Annotated in this window: 14 protein-coding genes; 10 read left to right on the forward strand and 4 right to left on the reverse strand. The window is 69.0% G+C overall.

Features of this window, described 5'->3' with window-relative positions; translation table 11 throughout:
* The first annotated feature begins 166 nt into the window (after positions 1-166).
* Genes OG876_RS25415 through OG876_RS25435 form a run of 5 tightly spaced genes read left to right on the forward strand, consistent with a single transcriptional unit; the run spans position 167 to position 7,440 of the window.
* Positions 167-544 (forward strand): dihydroxyacetone kinase family protein, encoded by a 378-nt coding sequence (locus tag OG876_RS25415; protein WP_328526952.1) that lies wholly within the window; start codon positions 167-169, stop codon positions 542-544.
* Entirely contained in the window at positions 483-1,484 is a 1,002-nt protein-coding gene (locus tag OG876_RS25420; RefSeq protein WP_328519140.1) for a glycoside hydrolase family 28 protein, read from the forward strand. Before OG876_RS25415 ends, OG876_RS25420 begins: the two co-directional genes overlap by 62 nt.
* 18 nt (positions 1,485-1,502) lie before the next feature.
* Positions 1,503-2,510: a LacI family DNA-binding transcriptional regulator gene (locus OG876_RS25425; protein WP_328519141.1), complete on the forward strand. Its 1,008-nt coding sequence runs from the start codon at positions 1,503-1,505 to the stop codon at positions 2,508-2,510.
* A gap of 53 nt (positions 2,511-2,563) precedes the next feature.
* Positions 2,564-4,567, forward strand: coding sequence for a beta-galactosidase (locus OG876_RS25430; RefSeq protein WP_328519142.1), 2,004 nt, complete (start codon positions 2,564-2,566; stop codon positions 4,565-4,567).
* Entirely contained in the window at positions 4,549-7,440 is a 2,892-nt protein-coding gene (locus tag OG876_RS25435) for a glycoside hydrolase family 2 TIM barrel-domain containing protein (RefSeq protein WP_328519143.1), read from the forward strand. Before OG876_RS25430 ends, OG876_RS25435 begins: the two co-directional genes overlap by 19 nt.
* Here the strand turns inward: OG876_RS25435 and OG876_RS25440 are convergent.
* From OG876_RS25440 to OG876_RS25455, 4 genes are read right to left on the reverse strand one after another with little or no spacing between them, the layout of a single operon-like run.
* Positions 7,413-10,139, reverse strand: a complete 2,727-nt coding sequence (locus OG876_RS25440) for a glycosyl hydrolase family 95 catalytic domain-containing protein (RefSeq protein WP_328519144.1) — start codon at positions 10,137-10,139, stop codon at positions 7,413-7,415. The genes OG876_RS25435 and OG876_RS25440 overlap by 28 nt on opposite strands.
* A gap of 20 nt (positions 10,140-10,159) precedes the next feature.
* A complete protein-coding gene (locus tag OG876_RS25445; RefSeq protein WP_328519145.1) occupies positions 10,160-12,586 on the reverse strand; it encodes a glycosyl hydrolase family 95 catalytic domain-containing protein in 2,427 nt (808 codons plus the stop codon).
* On the reverse strand, positions 12,583-13,359 hold the full coding sequence (locus OG876_RS25450; protein ID WP_328519146.1) for an amidohydrolase family protein: 777 nt from the start codon (positions 13,357-13,359) through the stop codon (positions 12,583-12,585). The genes OG876_RS25445 and OG876_RS25450 overlap by 4 nt, the downstream gene beginning before the upstream one ends.
* Complete coding sequence (locus OG876_RS25455) at positions 13,352-14,467, reverse strand: FCD domain-containing protein (RefSeq protein ID WP_328519147.1); 1,116 nt, start codon at positions 14,465-14,467, stop codon at positions 13,352-13,354. Before OG876_RS25455 ends, OG876_RS25450 begins: the two co-directional genes overlap by 8 nt.
* Before the next feature lie 177 nt (positions 14,468-14,644).
* On the opposite strand from OG876_RS25455, the gene OG876_RS25460 reads away from it, so the two are divergent.
* Genes OG876_RS25460 through OG876_RS25480 form a run of 5 tightly spaced genes read left to right on the forward strand, consistent with a single transcriptional unit; the run spans position 14,645 to position 20,387 of the window.
* Positions 14,645-15,913, forward strand: coding sequence for an ABC transporter substrate-binding protein (locus OG876_RS25460; RefSeq protein ID WP_328519148.1), 1,269 nt, complete (start codon positions 14,645-14,647; stop codon positions 15,911-15,913).
* Positions 15,910-16,779: a carbohydrate ABC transporter permease gene (locus OG876_RS25465; protein ID WP_328519149.1), complete on the forward strand. Its 870-nt coding sequence runs from the start codon at positions 15,910-15,912 to the stop codon at positions 16,777-16,779. The genes OG876_RS25460 and OG876_RS25465 overlap by 4 nt, the downstream gene beginning before the upstream one ends.
* 23 nt (positions 16,780-16,802) lie before the next feature.
* On the forward strand, positions 16,803-17,654 hold the full coding sequence (locus OG876_RS25470; RefSeq protein ID WP_328519150.1) for a carbohydrate ABC transporter permease: 852 nt from the start codon (positions 16,803-16,805) through the stop codon (positions 17,652-17,654).
* Entirely contained in the window at positions 17,651-19,579 is a 1,929-nt protein-coding gene (locus tag OG876_RS25475; RefSeq protein WP_328519151.1) for a hypothetical protein, read from the forward strand. The genes OG876_RS25470 and OG876_RS25475 overlap by 4 nt, the downstream gene beginning before the upstream one ends.
* Before the next feature lie 13 nt (positions 19,580-19,592).
* The gene (locus tag OG876_RS25480; protein ID WP_328519152.1) at positions 19,593-20,387 is read left to right on the forward strand and encodes a hypothetical protein; all 795 of its coding nucleotides are present in this window, start codon (positions 19,593-19,595) and stop codon (positions 20,385-20,387) included.
* The last annotated feature ends 2 nt before the right edge of the window (positions 20,388-20,389 follow it).

Raw genomic sequence — 20,389 nt, forward strand, 5'->3', positions numbered from 1 at the left:
GGCCGAGCCGCCACCGGGCGGAGTGAGGCGGCGGTTCGGGCCCGGATTCGGCCACCGCGGTTCCCGGATGCCTGGTTCCTGATCACGGATCACGGCGCCACGCCGGAGGACGCGACCGCCGGGATCGCGGCCGCGATTCGTGCGTGTCATGCGGCCGGCGGTGGGCATGTCGTCGTACCGCCCGGAGTTTGGCACACCGGAGCGATCGAGCTCCTCAGCAAGGTCGACCTGCATCTCCAGCGTGGGGCGACGTTGCGGTTCAGCACCGATCCGGCCGACTATCTGCCGATCGTGCGGACGCGGTGGCAGAGCGTGGAGGGCCGGGGTCGGTGGGATCCTCCAGCGCGGCAAGGCGGAGCTGGGCGACAAGACCATGTACGACGCCTGGGCGCCGGCCCTCGACGCGTACGACGCTGCCGTGGCGGGCGGATCGGATCTCGCCGGTGCGCTGACCGCGTCGGCGGAGGCAGCCGCCAAGGGGCGTGTACAACTACTCGGCGCTGATCCGCGCGGAGGGGCAGACCGACATCGGCATCACCGGTGAGGGCGTGCTCGACGGCGCCGGGGACAACGAGCACTGGTGGTACCTGATCGGCAGTGGTCAGTACGGCTGGCACACCGGCCTGCCGAACCAGCGGACCGACTGGGCCGAGCTCGAACGGATGAACAACGAGCAGGTCCCGGTCGAGCAGCGCGTCTTCGGTGACGGCCACTACCTCCGCCCGAGCTTCATTCAGCCCTTCCGCTGCACGAACGTGCTGATCGACGGCGTGACGGTGATCAACGCCCCGATGTGGACCATTCACCCGCTCGAGTGCCACAACGTCACCGTGCAGGGAGTCACTGTCCACAACCTCGGTCCGAACGGCGACGGCTGCGATCCCGAGTCGTGCACCGACGTCCTGGTCCGGGACTGCACGTTCGAGACCCACGACGACTGCATCGCGATCAAGTCCGGCCGGGACGCGGACGGCCGCCGGCTCGGCCTGCCGTCCCGCGGGATCATCGTCGAGGACTGCACGTTCGTCAGCGGCGGCGCGGCGGTCGCGGTCGGGAGTGAGATGAGCGGCGGGGTCGAGGATGTCTGGGTCCGCCGGCTGCGCATGCCGGCCGACCCGAGCGCGGACGAGGCCTGGCTGCAGTGGGTGCTGTGTGTGAAGTCGACGTCGACGCGGGGCGGGTACGTGCGCAACGTCAGCGTGCACGACGTCGATTCGCGGGCGTGGATGTATCGTCCGTTGGAGATCACCTTCAGCTACCAGGGTGGAGGGGACCAGTCGCTGTTTCCCGACGTGCGGGATGTCCGGTTCGACCGGGTCCGGGTGGCCCGAGCCGAACGGGCGTACCGCATCGTGGGAGCGGAGACCCGGCGGATTCGTTCCGTCGCGATCACGAACAGCCGGTTCGGGGTCGTCGCGGCGCAGGCTGTCGTACAGTACGCCGACGACGTGACGATCCGGAACGTGCGGATCGGCGACACATAAGGACACGAGGGGCGGAGCGTGGCGGAGCGGGTTCGGCTGATCGACGTGGCGCGCGAGGCGGGCACGTCGGTGTCGACGGTGTCCCGGGCGCTGAACGGTTCAGACCTGATCTCGCCCGAGGTGGTCGCCCATGTGCGCGCGGTGGCGGGTGAGCTGGGCTATCGCGCCGACAAGCGGGCACAGGAGTTCAAGCTGGGCCGGCCGTTGACGGTCGGGGTGACCGTGCCGGACCTGACGAACCCGTTCTTCTCCGAGGTCCTGAAGGGTCTTGCCGCCTCGGCGCGGGCCGGCGGCTACCGCCTGCTGATCGGGGAGAGCGGCGAGGATCCGGCCGAGGAGCTGCGGCTGGTCGAGGAGCTCGTCGACCACTCCGGCGCGCTGGTCCTGTGTAGTTCGCGCCTGACCCGCAGCGGCCTGGAGAAGGCGCTCGCGCTGCCCGTCCCGGTGGTGTGCATCAACCGGACGGTGAAGAACGCGGGCGCGGTCGCGATCGACTACCGCGCGGCGAGTCGCCTGCTGCTCGAACACCTCACCGGTCTAGGCCATCGCAGGGTCCTGTACGTCGGCGGCCCGGCTGCCTCCTGGTCCGATGGCGAGCGCCGTCGGACCTTGCGTCGTACCGCTCGTGCTCTCGACGTCACGCTGGACGAGATCGACGGCGGCTGGGCCGGGAACCACGGGTACGACGCGGGCCCGACCGTACTGCGGAGCCGGGCGACCGCGGTGATCACCTTCAACGACCTGGTCGGCGTGGGCCTGCTCAGCTGGATGCACGACAACGACGTCGAGGTCCCGGCCGAGCTCTCGGTCGCGTCGTACGACGACATCCCGATCGCGGCGTACGCGCGGCCGCCGTTGACCTCATTGCGGAACGAGCGGGCCCGGTTGGGGGAGCTGGCCTGGCAGCAGCTCACCACCCGTCTCGCCGGCAACGACTGGCCGCCGCCGGATCTGCTCACGCCTGAGCTGATCATTCGGGCCAGCACCGGCCCTGTCCGGCGCCGGGCTCGGATCCGAGCGCACTGAGGCCTGTGTGCAAACGATTGCACACAACAGGTGGGGTCGGCTAGCGTTGGGTCATGCTGCCGCCACGTGTCGTGCTGGGGACGGCCTACTACCCGGAATACCTGCCGCCTGAGCTCGGCGATCGGATCGGCACCGACCTGGACCTGATGGCGGCCGCCGGCATCACTGCGATCCGGGTGGGCGAGTCGGTCTGGTCGACGTGGGAACCGCGCGACGGCGTCTTCGAGCTCGAATGGATCCGCCCGGTGCTCGACTGTGCCGCTCAGCGCGGGATCGACGTCGTCCTCGGGACTCCGACGTACGCCGTCCCGCCGTGGCTGCAGCGGGCGCATCCGGAGATCGCGGCCGAGCGTCGTACCGGGGAACGGGTGCCGTGGGGGATTCGTCAGGAGATCGACTACGGCCACCCGGTGTTCCGGTTCCATGCGGAGCGGGTGATCCGGCGGATCGTCGAGCGGTATCGCGACCATCCGGCGCTGATCGGCTACCAGGTCGACAACGAGCCGGGAGTGTTGCTCGCGCACAACGAGGGCGCGTTCCAGGCGTTCGTTGCGCGATTGCAGGAGCAGTACGGCGACGTCGAGGCGCTGAACGAGGTGTGGGGACTGACGTACTGGTCGCATCGATTGAGCGACTGGTCGGAGTTGTGGCGCCCGGACGGGAACAGCACGCCGTCGTACGACCTGGCCTGGCGACGGTTCCAGGCGGAGCGGACGACCGAGTTCATCGGGTGGCAGGCGGATCTCGTCCGGGAGTTGCGGCGGCCGGAGCAGTTCGTGACGACGTGCCTGGCCTACGACCGGCCGGCGGTGGCCGACGTGCCGCTGACCTCGCGCCTTGACGTTGCTGCGGGCAACATCTACGTGGATGTCCAGGACGGGCTGGAGCGGCCGGCCCGGCCGCCGCGGCTCGACGTCGGCTGGATCGGGCGCAGTGTCGCCGAGCTGTACCTGGCGGCGGACCGGGTGTACGGATCGCGAGGCGAGCCGTTCCTGGTCACCGAGACGAACGCGACGTCGATCGGCGGGTCGCATCAGAACCGTCCGCCGTACGACGGTCAGCTGCGGCAACTCGCGTGGGCGATGGTGTCCCGTGGCGCGCGGATGGTCGAGTACTGGCACTGGCACTCGATCCACCACGGCGCGGAAACCTTCTGGGGCGGCATCCTCGGCCACGGTCTCCAACCGGGACGCGTGTACGACGAGATCGCGACGATCGGCGCCGAGTTGGCCGCGGCCGGATCAGCGGTGGCCGGCTTGCGGCCGGACGTTGACGTGGCGGTCGTGTGGTCGACGGAGAGCGATTGGGCGTTGCAGTTCCAGCCTCCGCTGGCGCATCCAGGTGGTGCTCCGGACAGATCGTCGTACCGGACGATTGTCGGCGCTTTCTACGCCGGCGTACTCGATGCCGGACTGCGGCCGGGGGTCGTGCCGATCGAGCGGCTCGATGGGGATCCGGCAGCGCTGGTGTCGCAGTATCCAGCGCTGGTAGCTGCCGCGCTGTACATCGCCTCGGACGAGCAACTGGACTGGCTGGTCGCGTACGCGCGGGCTGGCGGTCATCTGATCGTGGGACCGCGGACCGGCTACGCGGACCCGGAGGCCCGCGCACGGGCCGAGGTCGCGCCGGGGCGGCTGCGGGAGGCGGCCGGGGTGCACTACTTGGAGTACGAGAACCTGCTCGACGACGTACCGGTGACCGGCTTGAACGGGCACGCGAGGCGATGGGCCGAGGCGTTGATCGTGGACGACGCCGAGCCGCTGGCGTGGCTCGAGCATCCCCGCGGTCGGCCGATCGTCACCACGAAGCGGTTCGGTGCGGGCCGGGTCACGTACGTCGGCACGGTGCCGGATCCGGCGTTGGCTGCTGCCATCCATGGGAAGTCCGCCACCTGGGCTCCATCGGTCACCGCGTTGTCGGCGGTGAACTCCGCGGGGGAGCGGCTGTGGTTCGTGCACAACTGGTCTGGGGCAGAGGTGGCGGTGAAAGGGCTCGAGCTCGGGCCATGGGATGTGCAGGTGCTCAGAGAGGACAGCGGATGTATTTCGAGGATCTGACGCCTAGCACCGGATGCCGGGAACCGCGGGCCTGGCTCAGGTCGTCGCGACCGCGGCTCGGCCTGAACGGGCGGTGGAAGTTCGAACTGTGGAGTGGCCCGGCCGACGCCCCACCGGTGCCCGATGCCCGCGAGGACTGCGGCGAACTGGAGATCCCCGGGCACTGGGTGCTGCAGGGCCACGATCGGCCGCGGTACACGAACACCGCCTTCCCGTTCCCGATCGACCCACCGCGGACGCCGGACGTGAACCCGACCGGCGACCACTGGCGCTGGTTCGACCTCCCGGACGACTGGCCGGCGGACGGCGCCGTACTGCGTTTCGACGGGGTCGACTCGTGCTTCAAGGTGTGGCTGAACGGGACTGAGGTCGGCACGGCGAAAGGGAGCCGGCTGCCGAGTGAGTTCGACGTCGGCGAGTTGCTGCGGCCTGGACGGAACCTGCTGGCGGTGCGGGTTCACCAGTGGTCGTCGGGCAGCTACCTCGAGGATCAGGACATGTGGTGGCTGCCGGGCATCTTCCGCGACGTGACGCTGCTCGCCCGCCCGTTGATCGACGATGTGTTCGTGCATGCGGACTACGACCACCTGACCGGCTCCGGGAGGTTGCTCGTGGAGACCGGGGCCGGCGGGGTGGTGCGGATCCCGGAGCTCGGGATCGAGATCGCGGCCGGTGTGCCGGTGACGATCCCGGTCGTCGAGCCGTGGTCGGCCGAGGCACCACGGTTGTACGACGCGACCTTCGCCGTACCCGGGGAGACGGTCGAGCTGCGGATCGGCTTCCGGACCGTCGCGATGACCGACGGTCTGCTCACCGTCAACGGCCGGCCGCTGTTCTTCCGCGGCGTGAACCGGCATGAGCACGACGAGCGCCGTGGCCGCGCGCTCACCGTCGACGCGATGCGGCAGGACCTGGTGCTGATGAAACAGCACAACCTCAACGCGGTCCGGACCGCGCACTATCCGCCGCATCCCGCGTTCCTCGACCTGTGCGACGAACTCGGGCTGTGGGTGATCGACGAGTGCGACCTGGAGACCCACGGGTTCATCTACACCGACTGGCGCGGGAACCCGGCCGACGATCCGGACTGGGCCCCGATGATGCTGGACCGGATGCACCGGATGGTGGAGCGCGACAAGAACCACCCGAGCGTGATCGTCTGGTCGCTGGCCAACGAGAGCCACCGCGGCCGGAACTTCGGCACGCTGGCCGGCTGGACCCGGGAGCGGGATCCCGGCAGGGCCGTGTTCTACGAGCGGGACCGCAGCTACGAGTTCTCCGACTTCTACAGCCTGATGTACACGCCGCTGGAGGATCTGGAGGCGATCGGCACCCGCACCGAGGACGTGCCGGCGGAAACCGCCGACGACCCGGCGCTGGAGACCCGCCGCCGCGGGCTGCCGTTCGTCCTGGCCGAGTACGCCCATGCCATGGGCAACGGTCCCGGCGGGCTGGCCGACTACCAGCGGGTGCTGGAGCGGTACCCGCGGCTGCAGGGCGGCTTCGTCTGGGAGTGGATCGACCACGGCTTGCTGTTGCCCGGAGCAACCGATCATGTGTACGGCGGGGACTTCGGGGAGCGTGTCCACGGCGCGAACTTCTGCATCGACGGCCTGCTGTTCCCCGACCGCACTCCGTCGCCGGGGCTGATCGAGTACAAGAAGGTGATCGAGCCGGTCCGCATCACGGGGACCGAGCCACTCACCATCCACAACCTCCGCACCTTCACCACCCTCGACGACCTGGAGTTCGTGTGGTCGGAGGAAGTGGACGGAGTCGAGGTGCGAGCCGGCCGCCTGGAGGTGCCCGAGGTCGGCCCGGGCGAGTCGGTGGAGGTCAGGCTGGACGTCCAAGCACCGACTGATGTGGTGGGCGAGCGGTGGTTGACGGTTCGCGCTGTGCTGGCGAAGGACGAGCCGTGGGCCGAGGCGGGACATGAGGTCGCGTGGGCGCAGCTCGCGTTGCCGAGTGCGCCGCCGAAGGATCCGCCACCTGAGCGGACTCCAGTGGTGCGAAGGGGTGGCGACCTCGTGCTCGGTGGAGGTGAGTTCGACCCGCGAACCGGGCAGCTGATGCGGTTGTTCGGGGTGGCGGTGGATAGTCCGCGACTTGACTTGTGGCGGGCGCCCACGGACAACGACAACGGGCAGGGTGGGCGGAACGCGGTGGTCACGGAGTGGCGGGCCGCGGGGCTGGATCGGCTTCTGCATCGGGTGGATGACGTCGAGATCGGGGAGCACGAGCTGGTGGCGCGGACCAGGGTCGCGCCCGACGGGCTCGGGCTCGGCGTGCGCACGACGTACCGATGGGTGGCGCTGGGGGATGGCCTGCGACTGACGGTGGACGTGGTGCCGGAGGGGGAGTGGGGCGGTACGGCGGTCACGCCGCGGTGTGGAAGTTGGCCACGGGTCGGCGTACGGATGGCCGTGCCTCGCAGCCTGGACAACGTGCGCTGGTTTGGCGGTGGACCGGGGGAGGCGTACGCCGACAGTCGCGAGGCGGCCCGGGTCGGACGGTACGTGCGCACGGTCGACGAGTTGCAGACGCCGTACGTCGTACCGCAGGAGAACGGATCGCGGATCGACGTGCGCTGGGCCGAACTGACCGATGCCGACGGCAACGGTTTGCGCGTTGCCGGCGAGCCGTCCTTCCAGCTCACCGCCCGGCGGTGGACGAGTGAGGACCTCGAACTCGCCCGCCACCGCTCGGACCTCAGCTCACGCGACCACGTCTACCTCAATCTCGACCTGGCCCAGCACGGTCTCGGCTCCGCCTCCTGCGGCCCGCCGGCCACACCCCAGCACACGCTGGAGGTGGCCGGCTACAGCTTCAGCCTGTCGTTCCATCAGCTCGGAGCGACGAAGGTGATGTAGGTCGAGTTGCCCTTGTTCGGCACGCTCGCGTTGGCGCCCAGTGCCAGCGGGCCTGCCGGCACCTCACGCTTGAAGAGGACGAGCCGCTGGTCTGTCGTGCCGACGGTTTCACCGGTCCTGGTGAAGCCGCTGAGCCAGGACGGCCACCACACGTTCTCCCCGCGTGGGTCGAAGGCAACGTAGATGGTCGCGGGCCGCGTCAGGTTCAGCGTCAGGTAGTCGTCCGGACCTGTCGCCTTGGAGTCGTCGTTGGCTCCCTGGACCAATGCCTGCCCGGTCAGCTCAGCAGGCAGATCGGTGATCGTGTAGCTGCGATCCACGTAGATCGGTGCACCGGGCTGAGCCTTCACGAGGTTGGACAGCTTCTCCGGCGTACGCACGCTGACCAGGTCGCTGAGCAGTGGCGGCTCGCTCGCCGGTACGCCGAGCATCCGGCTGCCGACCGTCTTCACCGCTGTGGCCGGCTGACCGGTCAACGGCACGAACCGGAACGACGACAACGGTACGGCGACCCGCTCGACGGTGTACGACGCGTGCGGTGCCACCGCGACCGACACCACCTCGGCAGAGGTCGGCGATACTACGGTCCGGCCGTGCGAGTCGATCACGCGCACCTGCTGCCCCGGCCACGGGTTGCGGACGCGCAGCGTGTGACGACTGCCTGCCTCGATCCCGATCAGGTTCGGTACGCCGTCGTGCACCTCGGCGCTGATCCGGTGGCCACCTTCGATCTGCACCGAGCCGGACACGTCCCAGTCCTTCGGCCACGCCGGTGCGACGTCGACGACACCGTCGTACGACTGGACCAGCGCCTCATGCAGGCCGGTCGTCACCACGCCGCCCCACTCGTTGTAGAAGCTGTGGTTCCGGACCGCCTCCTGACCGGTGCGGTGGACGGTGAAGCCGTTCGGGTAGATCTGGAAGTCCTGGATGCCCTTCAGCAGCAGTCGCTTCACCTCGTCGGCGAGCCCGAGTCGCGCGGCCCACGTGGTGTCCATGCCCCAGTCCTTGTCCTGCGGATAGACCCGCTGACGATAGGTCGCCTGCATCAGGCCGGACGTCTCGTCGAAGAGGCCCCACGGCCAGAGCGCTTCCATCTCAGGGTTTTGCGTGTTGTGCGCGGCCTCGTCCGTGCCGGACCACGCGAGCACCTCCTCGCCCCCACGCTGAACCGTTCGGAACGGCGGGAGCTTCCCCAGCGCGTCCCGGAGCTGAGTCGCCAGTGCGGTATCGCCCCGCGACGAGGCGAGGTCGGCGACGATCGGGAAGATGACACGCATCGCGGCGAGGTCCGGGACGGGGTCGCTGGTGTCCCACTGCACTTCGAGCGCGTTGACATGCTCGAGATGCAGTAAGCCGTCCGCACCGGGTGTCAGCGCCGACAGGTAGAACTTCGCCACGTCCCGCATCAGCGGATAGCTGCGGTTCAGCAGCGCCTTGTCACCGGTGTAGCGGTACTGCTGCCAGATGTTGTGCACCAACTCCGGTCCACTGCTGAGGATCCGGGTCACCCAGCTCGGTTCACTCGTGTTGTCGCAGCCGTCTCCGGTCCCGTCGTACCGGAGGAACTCGGGCACGCAGAGCCCTTGCCCGCCGATCCAGTGGGTCCGGGTCCACTCCCGCATCAGCTCGGCCCGGTCGAGGTAGAAGCGGAAGTACGGCGCGTTCAGGTCGGCGATGCCCGCGCCGAGGTTGGCGGACACGAGCTCGCGCAGGTTGAAGTGCCAGTAGGAGTCCTGCGCCCAATCGGCCTGGTCCTGTGCCGAGGAGAACATCCGTACGACGGCGCCGTGCGTACTCGGCACGTCGCCACGCATCGACGCCGCCATCGTATAGAGCTGAAGCGTACGGAGGTTCTCGACGTACTCGCCGGTGCCGTCGGCCGACCTGATCCGCATCGGCGCCGCTTTGGCCCAGAACGCATGCCACCAGGCCAGATGGTTGGTCCGCGAATCGACCACGGCCCGCTTCGCCGCCGCCCGCAGATCACCACCGCGGTACGACGGAACGCCGACGACGAGCCGGAAGCTGCCATCGATGTTTGGCCGGAAGCTGAGTCGAACCGTCAACGGGTCGACCACGGACGCCGAGACGTCCCGGGCATGCGCGGTCAGGGCGGCGACCGCGCCGGTGATGCTGCCGGATGCGCTGTCGTGGAAGGTCTCGGCCAGTGCGGCTACAGCACCGGCCGCGCTGGTGGTCGGTGTCCGCCCCGGCCAGAGCTTGAGGTCGGCTGTCTGCTGCTTCGAGGGATCGGCGCCGGTCACCTCGAGCACGAACTGATCCGCGTCGGCGCGTACGGAGGAACGAGCCGTTATCCCGCCGCCGTGCTGCACCAGTTGGCTGTCGTACAGCGCCAGCCGGCCGCTGTAGTCCGTTGCCCGCATCAACGGATCGAGCCCGGGTACGACGAGACGCCCGGCGGACTTGAGATCGGGGAAGGTGTCGACCCGGTTGAGCTGGGCGCTCAAGCCCTTCTCGGCCCAGACCGCGGCGCCGAGTACGCCGTTGCCCAGTGGCATGGCCTGGTACGGGCGCCAGGCCGGACCTTCCTGGACGAGATCGGACCGAGAGACCAGCCCGGCCGGGTCGGTGCGCAGGGCGCCGTCGTGCCAGGCCGTCGTGGGCTGGTCGGACGTTGTGGACGGGCCGGCCGCGGCGAGCGAGCCGGTGCTGGTGGCGAGCAGAGTGATGAGCAAGGGGAGAGACCACCTGTTCCTCATGAGCGCGGCTCGATCAGGTAGTCGACGCCTCGCTGGGTGCGGAACTCGACCACGCCGTCCTCGGGCCGGGCGAAGGCGACCGGACCAGCGGTGGACTTCACGTCGACCTGTCCGCCGGTGCGCAACCGTAGACGGTTGCCCAGCAACGAACGGATCCGGGCCCTGGTCAGCTTGCCCTCCGACCAGGACAAGTCCAGCTCGAACCCGCCCCGCGCCCGCAGGCCGCGGATACGGCCGGTCGAGAACGCGGCCGGCAGACACGGCAGCAACGCGACCTCGCCGGAGTGGCTCTGCATGAGCATCTCGGTGATGCCGGAGATGCCGCCGAAGTTGCCGTCGATCTGGAACGGCGGGTGCAGGTCGAACATGTTCGGCGCGGTGCGACCGGGAGCCAGGAGTTGCGTGAGGTGTTTGTACGCGTTGTCCGCTTCGAGCAGCCGGGCGCGCAGGTTGAGCTTCCAGGCCAGCGACCAGCCAGCCGTGACGGCCGGGCCGCGGAGCTCCAGCGACTTCCGCGCCGCGTCGGCGAGTTCCGGCGTACGGCGGGGAGTGACCTGGTCGCTCGGGAACACGGCCCACAGGTGCGAGACATGGCGACTTGTCTCCAGCGCGGCCTCCTCCCAGTCGATCAGCCATTCCTGGATCTGACCGAGGTACCCGATCTGGATCGGCGCGAGCCGCGACCGGGCGGCAGCCGCCTGAGCAGCCAGTGCGGAGTCCTCACCGAGCAGGGCGGATGCCTCACCGAACACCTTGAACAGGTCGTGCAGGATCTCGGTGTCCATCGTCGGGCCCGCGCACATGCTCACCCCGACGTTGTCGTAGTCGTGGTGCTTGACCTCCGGCGAGTGCGACGGGCTGGTCACCAGCCAGCCCGTCTTCGCGTCGGTCTGCAACTGGTCGAGGAAGAACTCCACCGATCCCCGCAGCACGGGGTAGTAGCGGCGCAGCATCGCCAGGTCGCCGGTGTACTCGTACCGCTCCCAGAACAGCAGCGACAACCACGCGCTACCGGTCGGCCAGACCCCGTAGAACGCGAAGTCGACCGGCGCCGTCCCGCGCCACCCGTCCGTGTTGTGGTGGGCGACCCACCCGGGAGCGTCGTACATCGTCGCGGCCGTCCGCGCGCCGGACTCGGCCAGCTCCGTGATCATCTGGAACAGCGGGTCCCAGCATTCGGCGAGGTTGGTGGGACCGGCCGGCCAGTAGTTCATCTCGCAGTTGATGTTCAGCGTGAACTTCGACTGCCACTCCGGCAGCATCTTGTAGCTCCAGATGCCCTGCAGGTTGGCCGGTTGCCCGGGGCTGCGCGAGCTGGAGATCAGCAGATAGCGACCGAACTGGTAGTACAGCGCGGCCAGTTGCGGATCGCCGCCGTTGCGGAACGCGATCACCCGCTGATCGGTCGGCAGGGCGATCGAGTCCGACGTGCCGAGATCGATGTCGAGCCGGCCGAACAGCCGCTGGTAGTCCTCGACGTGCTCGTGCCGCAGCCGTCCGTACGCCGGACGCTCGGTGGGCAACGGTGCGACGGCCCGGGCCACCTGGTCGGCGCTGACGTCGAGGTAGTTGCGGTAGCTGGTCCCGACCGAGAACACCAGCGTGACCGCGTCGGCGCCGGCGACGGTGAGCTTGCCGTCAGCAACAGTCGTCGTACCGGCCTCGGTGAAGGCGCGCAGCAACGCACAGAACCTGACCGACCCGGTCAGCCCTTCGGCGTCGCCACTGATCCCGTTGAGCGCGAGGGTCTGGTCGTCGAAGCGATCGACGGTGGCCGCCTGCTCGGTGGTGAAGGTTGCGTCGAAGCTGATCGAGCCGCGTCGATCGGCCGTCAGCCGCATCACCAGCACCTGCGCCGGGTGTGAGACGAACACCTCGCGGCTGTACCGCACACCGTCGGCCACGTAGCTGACCGAGGTGATCGCCGTGGTCAGATCGAGCTCTCGCCGGTACGACGAGACCCCGGCCTCGGTGATGCCGGGGAAGGTCATCATCAGGTTGCCGACTGGCTGGTACTGCATCTGTTCGGTCGGCCGGCCCATGAAGTGCTCGTCCGCGAGGTTCTGCGCGTCGAGGTACTTCTCCTCGGCGATCAGCCGGCGGATCTCCGGGAGCACCTCACGCCCGACCGGATCGTCGTACTGGTGCGGGCCGCCGGCCCAGATCGAGTCCTCGTTGAGTTGCAGCTGTTCGGTCGCGGTCCCGCCGTACACCATGGCGCCGAGCCGGCCGTTGCCGATGGCAAGGGCTTGGAGCCATTCGGTGGCGGGCTGGCTGTACCAGAGCTCGAGCGGGTTGGTTTCGCTGCCGGCGGTCTCGACGGCGGCAGCGGACAGCGGGTCGGTGAGTGAGCCGGCGACGACGGCGGTGCCGGCCGCGGCGCCTGCGGTCCGCAGGACCTGGCGTCGGGTGTATTCGGTCATGGGGCGGTCTCCCTGGGGCGGTAGATGCGCTGGGCGGTGCCGCGGAACACGTCGTTGTGCGTGGCGGGTGGGAGCAAGGCAGCGGTACGACGGACAACGTCGGAACGACTGCCGGTGAGCGTGCAGACGGGCCAGTCGGAGCCGAACATCAACCGCTCGCTGCCGAAGAGGTCGAGAGTGATGCCGACGAGCTCTTTGAAGTCGTCGGACGGTAGATGGGCGGTGCCGGAGAGCTTCACGGTCACGTTCGGCGCTGCGGCGAGGGCCTTCATCCCCGTCAGCCAATCGGTGTCGACGGAGTTCGGGTTGCCGAGGTGGTCCAGTACCAGGCGGGCTTGGGGCACTGCGTCGGCGAGCCGTGCGGCGCCGAGCAGCGCGGGTGGGCGGAGGAGCAGGTCGATGGCGAGGCCGGCGTCGGTGGCGGCTCGCACACCGCTGATGTGTGCGGGGCTGGTGAGCGCTTCCGGATCGGTCTGGTCGGCCGGTGGGCTGCGGATGCCGACGAGCCTCGGGTCGTTCGGTAGGTCGAGGGTGGAGCCGAGAAGGTCGAACCACCCGACGACACCGACCACCGCGGGTGTGCGGGCCGCGAGGTCGAGCAGGTCGTGGATCTCGGCCGGATCGGAGTCCGCCTGGACGAGCACCAGCTCGGCGAGCGAGCCGTCCTCGACGAGATCCGTGAGTGCGAAGTCGCGACGTAAGGGATGACCGGCGGGGAGCCACGGCAGTTCGCGTCGTGCGGTGTCCCAGACATGAACGTGCGCATCAATCATGGCGGCCGGCGGGTCTGGTGATGCTGCTTTCGCCGCGGGCGTGGGCGGAGAACAGGCGGGCGGCGTCCTCGGGGTCGCTGCCGGCGAGCACCTCGATCAGGTCCAGGTGCCGGCGCGCCATCAGGCCCCAGTCGCCGGCGTACATGGCGTTGGAGACGACCTGCAGGTTCCACAGCGCGGGCTCGAGGGTGCGCCAGACGCGCAGCAGCATCGAGTTGCCGCTGGTCGCGAGGACCTGCCGGTGGAAGCGCAGGTCGGCCTCGCGGAAGGCGCCGATGTCGTGGTGATCGGCGGCGTCGGTCATCCGCTGCACCTCGATCCGCAGCAGCTCCAGCTCGTCCGGCGGGACGTGGCCGGTCGCGCGCCGGGCTGCCGCGGCCTCGAGCAGGACGCGGACCTCGCGCGCCTCCCGGGCCTCCACCTGGGAGATCTCGGTGACGAAGTTCCCCAGCCGCGGCCGGTACGTGACCAGTCCTTCGTGGGCGAGCCGTCGGACCGCTTCCCGGGCCGGGGTCTGGCTGGTGCCGAGGACGCGGGCGATCTCGGACTCGACCACGCGCATGCCGGGGGCGAGTTCGCCGGACAGGATCCAGCCGCGGATGGCGTCGTACACCCGGTCCGACAGCAACTCGGTCTCGCCGGACGGCGGGGGCGGGGGTTGCGTGGAACGCAACGCGAGCCCGCCGCCGGCGCGGTGGTGCTGCAGTTCTTCGCGACGACGACGTGAAACCGTCGACTGCGAGACGCCGTACGAGGCCGCGACTTCGCGGGTCGAGGGCCGGTGTCCGGTTCCGGCCATCGATGTTGCCGCCACCGCGCCGAGCTGGACCCGGTCGACCATCCGCGGCCGGCCGCTCCGCATGCCGTCGTCGAGGCCGGCCATCCCCATCCGCAGGAACCGGCGCCGCCACTTCCCGACCGTGCCCGGGGTGACCGTGAGCAGGTCCGCGACGTCCTTGTTCGACCGGCCCTCGGCGCAGGCGAGCACGATCCGGGCGCGCAGCCGCATCCCTGCGCTGGTCCGGGGAGCGGTCACGAGCCGGCTGAGCGCGGTCCGCTCGGCCGTCGACAAGGTCAGCGGCGACTTGGGTCTTCCGGCATCGGGCATGGCTGCATGGTGACCCCGCTCACGCCGATCTGCCAACCCTTTATGGCATGGACTTCTGACTCAGAACGTCCACCTTGCCGTTTAAACGTTGACACTTGAGCGGGCCGCTCTGCATTGTCGATCGCTAACGACGCCCGGCCGCCCCCGACGCCGGGACGATCCGAGGAGGACCCGGAAATGGCTCGTTCGGTACGGCGGAAGCCTGTCCTGCTGGCGGCGGTCGCGATCCTGGTGGGCGCGGCCGGCTGCGGTGGTGGCGGGTTCAGTGACGAGGGTTCGGCCGGTGCCGGCACCGGTGAGGTGCGGATGCTGGTGAACATCACGCCCAATCTGACCAAGGGATACTGGGAGGGCCTGGTCAAGCCGTTCGAGGACGCCAACCCCGGCGTCGACGTGAAGGTCGAGGCACCGACCGGATCCGGTGTGAAGGACACGCTGCCGCAGTTGCTCGCGGCCGGCAACGCGCCGGATGTCGTCGAGACGCTGATGGCCGACAAGGTGCTCGCGCCGCAGATGCTCGACCTGACCGACCAGACGTGGACCAAGGACACCCCGCTGGTGCAGCAGGCCGCACTCGACGGGAAGGTCTATACCGTCGGTGTCGGTCAGCAGGCGCAGTCGCTGGTCTTCTACAACAAGGACGCGTTCACCAAGGCTGGTATCAGCGCGCCGCCGGAGGATCTCGACGAGCTGACCGCCGCGATGGGCAAGCTGAAGGCTGCGGGCTACCTGCCGCTGCAGACGGCCGGCGACTACGTGACCGGGCTGCAGCTGTTGCAACTGAGCGACCCGTCGATCGCGACCAAGCACCCCGACTGGTTCCAGCAGGTCAAGGCGAAGCAGCTCACCGTCGGGCAGTCCATGCTCCCGCTGCTGCAGCGCTACGAGTCCTGGATCAAGAACGGATACATCGACAAGAACGCGCTCGGCCTGAAGGACGTGACCGCGCAGACCAACTTCCTCTCCGGTAAGGCCGGGATGTACATCATGGGCAGCTGGTTCGTCCGGAGCGCGGAGAGCGCCAAGCCCAGCTTCGACCTCGGGGTGTTCGCCGCACCGACCGAGACCGGCCAGGCGTACCCGGGACCACAGGGCGTCACGATGGCCGCGCCGTACATGGTGCTCAAGTCGACCAAGCAGCGCGACCTCTCGGTGAAGCTCGTCCAGTGGCTGGTCACCGACCGCGGCGCCGTCCAGAGCCAGCTCGCGCAGGACGGCAACTTCCGCAAGGGCTTCACCGACAAGCTGACGCCGCTCGGCCGGCAGGTGCAGGACATCCTCGACCAGGCGCCGCAGCAGGTCGCCCAGGGCGAGGGGTACGGCGCGAACACGCTGCCGCAAGGCTTCAACGGCGAGTGGAACAAGGCGGTCCAGAGCCTCTACACCGGCAAGAGCGCGCCGGACGTCGCCAAGCGCATCGACAGCTGGATGGGGTCGAAGTCGTGAGGAACCGGCTGACGACCATCAGCATGGTCGGTCCGGCCCTGGTGCTGTTCGTCGTGATGCTCGTGATCCCGGTCGGTCTCTCGGTCTACCTCAGCCTGACCGACTGGAACGGGTACAGCCCGAACCCGGCCGTGGTCGGACTGCGGAACTACTTCGACCTGGCGCGTAGCGACGAGGCGATCCGGGCCGGCTGGGTCACCTTGCTGATCGCCGTCGTTGGGACCGTCCTCCTGAGCGTGCTCGGTCTCGGCTTCGCCCTGCTGGTGAATGGTGCGTCCCGGCTCAACTCGCTGTTCCGCGTCGTCCTCTTCTATCCCCATGTGCTCAGCGCGTTGGTCGTCGGCTTCCTCTGGAGCGCCGTCCTCGGTACGTCAGGTGTCGTGAACGGCTGGCTCACCTCGAAGGGCGCCGACGTGTTTCCGTTCCTGTCCAATCCGAACTGGGCGCTCGCCAGTCTCATCGGCGTCCTGGTGTGGGCAGGGTTCGGAGTGAACGTCGTGCTCTATCTGGCGGGTCTGCAGACGGTGCCGAAGGAGCTGCTCGAGGCCGCACGGATCGACGGTGCATCGACGCGGCAGACGTTCCGCAACGTCACGCTGCCGGCGCTCGCTCCGGTCGTGACTGTGAACCTCGTGCTGTCGCTGGTCACGCTGCTGAAGACGTACGACCTCGTCGTGTCGCTGACCGGCGGCGGGCCGGCCGGGTCCACGCAGACGGCGGCGTACCTGATCCTGTGGGACTCGTTCCACAACAACGCGCTCGGGTTCGGCTCGGCGCAGAGCGTCGTACTGATGATCGTCACCGCCGGGCTTGCGCTGACTGTCGCGCGGCTGCGATCGCGGGCGGACCAGGGGGTGAAGGCATGAGTGCTATCCGGATGCCTCGGGTCATGACTGTGCAGCTGCGCCCGATGCGCACCAGGGGAGTGGGCCGGGTCGTTTTCCTGGTCGTCATCAGTGTGTTGATGCTGGTGCCGCTGTATCTGCTGGTCGTCAGCGCGTTCAAGTCGCAGCAGGACATCCTGACCCACCCGTTCTCGCTGTCACCCGACCGCCTCACCACGGAGTACATCCGCAAGGCGGCCACCAACCCCGACTTCAACATCCTCAAGGGGTACGCCGTCACCGTGCTGTTCGTGGTCTCGGTGAACGTGCTGTCAGTCGCGCTGGCCGGTCCGGTGTCGTACGTGATCGCCCGTCGCAGCGAACGCCGCTACCGGATGCTCCTGCTGCTGTTCGTGGCCGGGACGTTCATCCCGAGCCAGGTCCTGGTCATCCCGGTCGTCTACACGCTGAAGTACCTCGGCCTGATGGGCACGATCCCCGGGTTCGTACTGTTCGAGACGACGCTGACATTGCCGTTCTCGATCTTCCTGTACGCCGGCTACATCATGACGATCCCGGCCAGCCTGGACGAGGCGGCCGCGGTCGACGGCGCCGGCAAGCACCGGGTGTTCTGGTCGATCGTGTTCCCGCTGATGAAGCCGGCCGTGGTGACGATGGTCATCCTGAACACCTTCTCGGTGTGGAACGACTTCGTGAACCCGCAGATCATCCTCGGCCCGGGCAGCGGTCTCTACACCGTCACCACCGGCGTGTACGCCGCGGTGAGCCAGTACTCGACCGACTACACGGTCGTCTTCCCGACGCTGCTGCTCGCGGTGGCACCACTGCTGGTGGTCTTCGTGCTGTTGCAGCGGCACGTGATCAGCGGCCTGACGGCGGGGGCGACCAAGGGATGACACAGAACCAATCGACGGTGGCTGTTCTGGCCGAGACACCGATCGGCAGCCCGCCCGCGTGGGCGATCATGCAGCGCCGCCTGTTCGACGTGATGGACGAGGGCTGGTGGCTGTTCCGCGAACGCTACTGCCTGCCGGACGGCAGTCTCCGGTACGCCGGGCCCGTGCAGAGCCGTGATGGCGCGGACGACTTCTACGAGGCGTTCGTGAACTGGCCCGTCCTCTACCAGCTCGGCGGCGCGGACGACCTGATCGACGTGGCCAAGTGGCATTGGGAAGGCGTCACCCGCCAGCTCACCGACCTGGGCTTCCTGGTCGACGAGTTCGAGCGTGGCTACGACTGGTTCCACCTCGGCGAGTCGATGATCTTCTTCTACGCGTTGTGCGCGGCCGATCCGGGTGACGAGGCGTTCCGCGAGCGCGCGTACCGGTTCGCGGAGCTCTACCTGCCCGGATCGCCGGCCGGCAACTACGATCCGGCGACGCGCACCATCCGCGCACCGCACAACGGTGGCGGCGGTCCGCGCTGGGGCATCAACGACGAGTGGCGCACGTACGGCGCGGATCTGACGAACATGCGGATCTTCGGGCTGCCGCTGTCCGGCGTACCCGGCATCACCACCTGGGAGGACCTCAAGGATCCGGCCAACGCCGACCTGATGGGCGCGGAGATGATCCGCCGCCTGGGTGCCGGCGACACCGCGGTCAACCTGGCCGCGACCACGCTCACCGCCAACGCCTGGCTCTATGACCACAACGACCGGTTCGCAGCGTGGACGCTGGAGTATCTGGATGCCTGGCAGGAGCGGGCGCAGGCGAACGGCGGTCTGCTGCCGGACAACGTCGGTCCGGGCGGTATCGTCGGCGAGCTCCAGCACGGCCGCTGGTACGGCGGCCTCTACGGCTGGAACTGGCCGCACGGCGTCTACAGCGTCGGCTCGGCCGCCTGTGTCGCCGCGCTGAACGGCGTCGTGCTCACCGGCGACGCCAAGCGGCTCGACGTCGCCCGCCAGTTGCTCGATCACCTGTACGAGCGCGGCGTCACCGCCGCGGTCGACGAGACCGAGCTGAGCATCCGGGATCGTTGGCAGGCCGAGCTGGGCGAGGACTGCGCGAAGCCGACCCTGCTGATCCCGAACCGGCACGGCGACGACGGATGGTTCGACTACCAGCCGCCACAGCTCGGACTGCCGATGTGGTTGTGGCAGGCCGCCTTCGACTCGTCCGACCGCGACCGGCTGACGACGCTGCGGGAACGCAGCGGCTACGACTGGCGGACGGTCCACGACTTCCGGAACAAGGAGGACGCCGGGCACGAGGCGCCCTGGCTCGCTTACCTGGCCGGCGACAACCCCGGCTATCCCGAGGCGATGCTCGGTGTCGCGCTCTCGCAGGTGCAACGCCGGATGGATCTGATGGCAGCGGACACCACCGACCCGGCAGAGATGAACATCCATCACTGGCAGCGGCACAACCCGGTGGCGACCGAAGCCCTGCTGCAGTTGACCACTGGCACACCGCAGCTGCTCTACAACGGCGGTCTCCTGCCCCTGCGCGTCCTCTACCTCGACCCGGACCGCGGCCGGCCCGGCCTGCCGCCCGATGTCGCCGCGCTGGTCGACACGGTCGAGCCGGATCGAACCGGCCTGCAACTTGTCAATCTGTCCGCCACCCAGACCCGCCGCGTGATCGTCCAGGCCGGCAGCTTCGGCACCGACCGGATCGACGAGGCCACCGTGAGCACCGCGACCGGTGCGTACCCCGGCCCATCCCCGGCGTACACCTCCCCGCCACCGACCCCGGGCGCCCGCACGGTCGTTGTCGGAGGCAACAGACTCGAAGTCGTCATGCCGCCGGGCCGGACCATCCGGCTCGATCTCCGGCTGACCCGGAACACCTACCGCGCCGCACATCTGGCGCTTTGAACCGAGGAGACCTATGACCAGCACGGAACAAGCCCCGGTGACGCCTGTCTGGGAACTGCCGGTGCGCGGCGAGAACCCGCCGGCGCCGGACCCCGAACTGGTGTCGCGGCTGTCCGAGATCGGGTCGGCCACCGCCTGCGCCCGGTTGCACGGACAGGGCATCCGCCGGACCTTCGTCGACGGTCCGACCAGCATGTTCCCCGGCAAGAAGGTGGTCGGCCGCGCGCTGACCCTGCAGTTCATGCCGCAGCGCGAGGACATCGCCGACGGCCAGACCCAGGAGTACATCGAGCGCAGTACGGCGCTGTGGGCCGTGCTCGACGAGGTCCAGCCCGGTGACGTGCTGGTGGTCCAGGCCTACGGCAGCCACACCACCGGCTGCTTCGGCGACATGCTGGTCCGGTACTTCAAGCTCCGCGGCGGCGCCGGCATCGTGGTCGACGGCCGGATCCGCGACGTATCCCGGGTGGCGCAGCTCGACGTACCCATCTGGTCGACCGGCGCCACCCCGCACTACGCGTCCCAGTCCGAACTGTTCCCGTGGGCGTACAACGTCCCCGTCGCGGTCGGCGGCGTCCTCACACTGCCCGGGGACCTGGTGCTCGCCGACGACGACGGTGCGGTCGTCGTGCCCCGGCGGCGCGCGGAGGCCGTCGTCGACGCGGCCGCCGAGCACGACGCGTGGGAGAAGTTCAGCCGGCGCCGGATCGACGAGGGCGCCCCGCTGCGTGACTACTACCCCCTGACCGAGAAGACCCGCCTCGAGTACGAGAGCTGGCGTGCCCGTAACGACAACGCCGGCGACTGAAT

The organism is Kribbella sp. NBC_00359 (assembly GCF_036097425.1).
Classification (GTDB): Bacteria; Actinomycetota; Actinomycetes; order Propionibacteriales; family Kribbellaceae; genus Kribbella.

Coding starts and splice junctions, on each gene's coding strand:
- OG876_RS25415 (WP_328526952.1), top strand. CDS start 167: ATGTCGTCGTACCGCCCGGAGTTTGGCACACCGGAGCGATCGAGCTCC.
- OG876_RS25430 (WP_328519142.1), top strand. CDS start 2,564: ATGCTGCCGCCACGTGTCGTGCTGGGGACGGCCTACTACCCGGAATAC.
- OG876_RS25435 (WP_328519143.1), top strand. CDS start 4,549: ATGTATTTCGAGGATCTGACGCCTAGCACCGGATGCCGGGAACCGCGG.
- OG876_RS25445 (WP_328519145.1), bottom strand. CDS start 12,586: ATGACCGAATACACCCGACGCCAGGTCCTGCGGACCGCAGGCGCCGCG.
- OG876_RS25450 (WP_328519146.1), bottom strand. CDS start 13,359: ATGATTGATGCGCACGTTCATGTCTGGGACACCGCACGACGCGAACTG.
- OG876_RS25455 (WP_328519147.1), bottom strand. CDS start 14,467: ATGCCCGATGCCGGAAGACCCAAGTCGCCGCTGACCTTGTCGACGGCC.
- OG876_RS25460 (WP_328519148.1), top strand. CDS start 14,645: ATGGCTCGTTCGGTACGGCGGAAGCCTGTCCTGCTGGCGGCGGTCGCG.
- OG876_RS25470 (WP_328519150.1), top strand. CDS start 16,803: ATGACTGTGCAGCTGCGCCCGATGCGCACCAGGGGAGTGGGCCGGGTC.
- OG876_RS25475 (WP_328519151.1), top strand. CDS start 17,651: ATGACACAGAACCAATCGACGGTGGCTGTTCTGGCCGAGACACCGATC.
- OG876_RS25480 (WP_328519152.1), top strand. CDS start 19,593: ATGACCAGCACGGAACAAGCCCCGGTGACGCCTGTCTGGGAACTGCCG.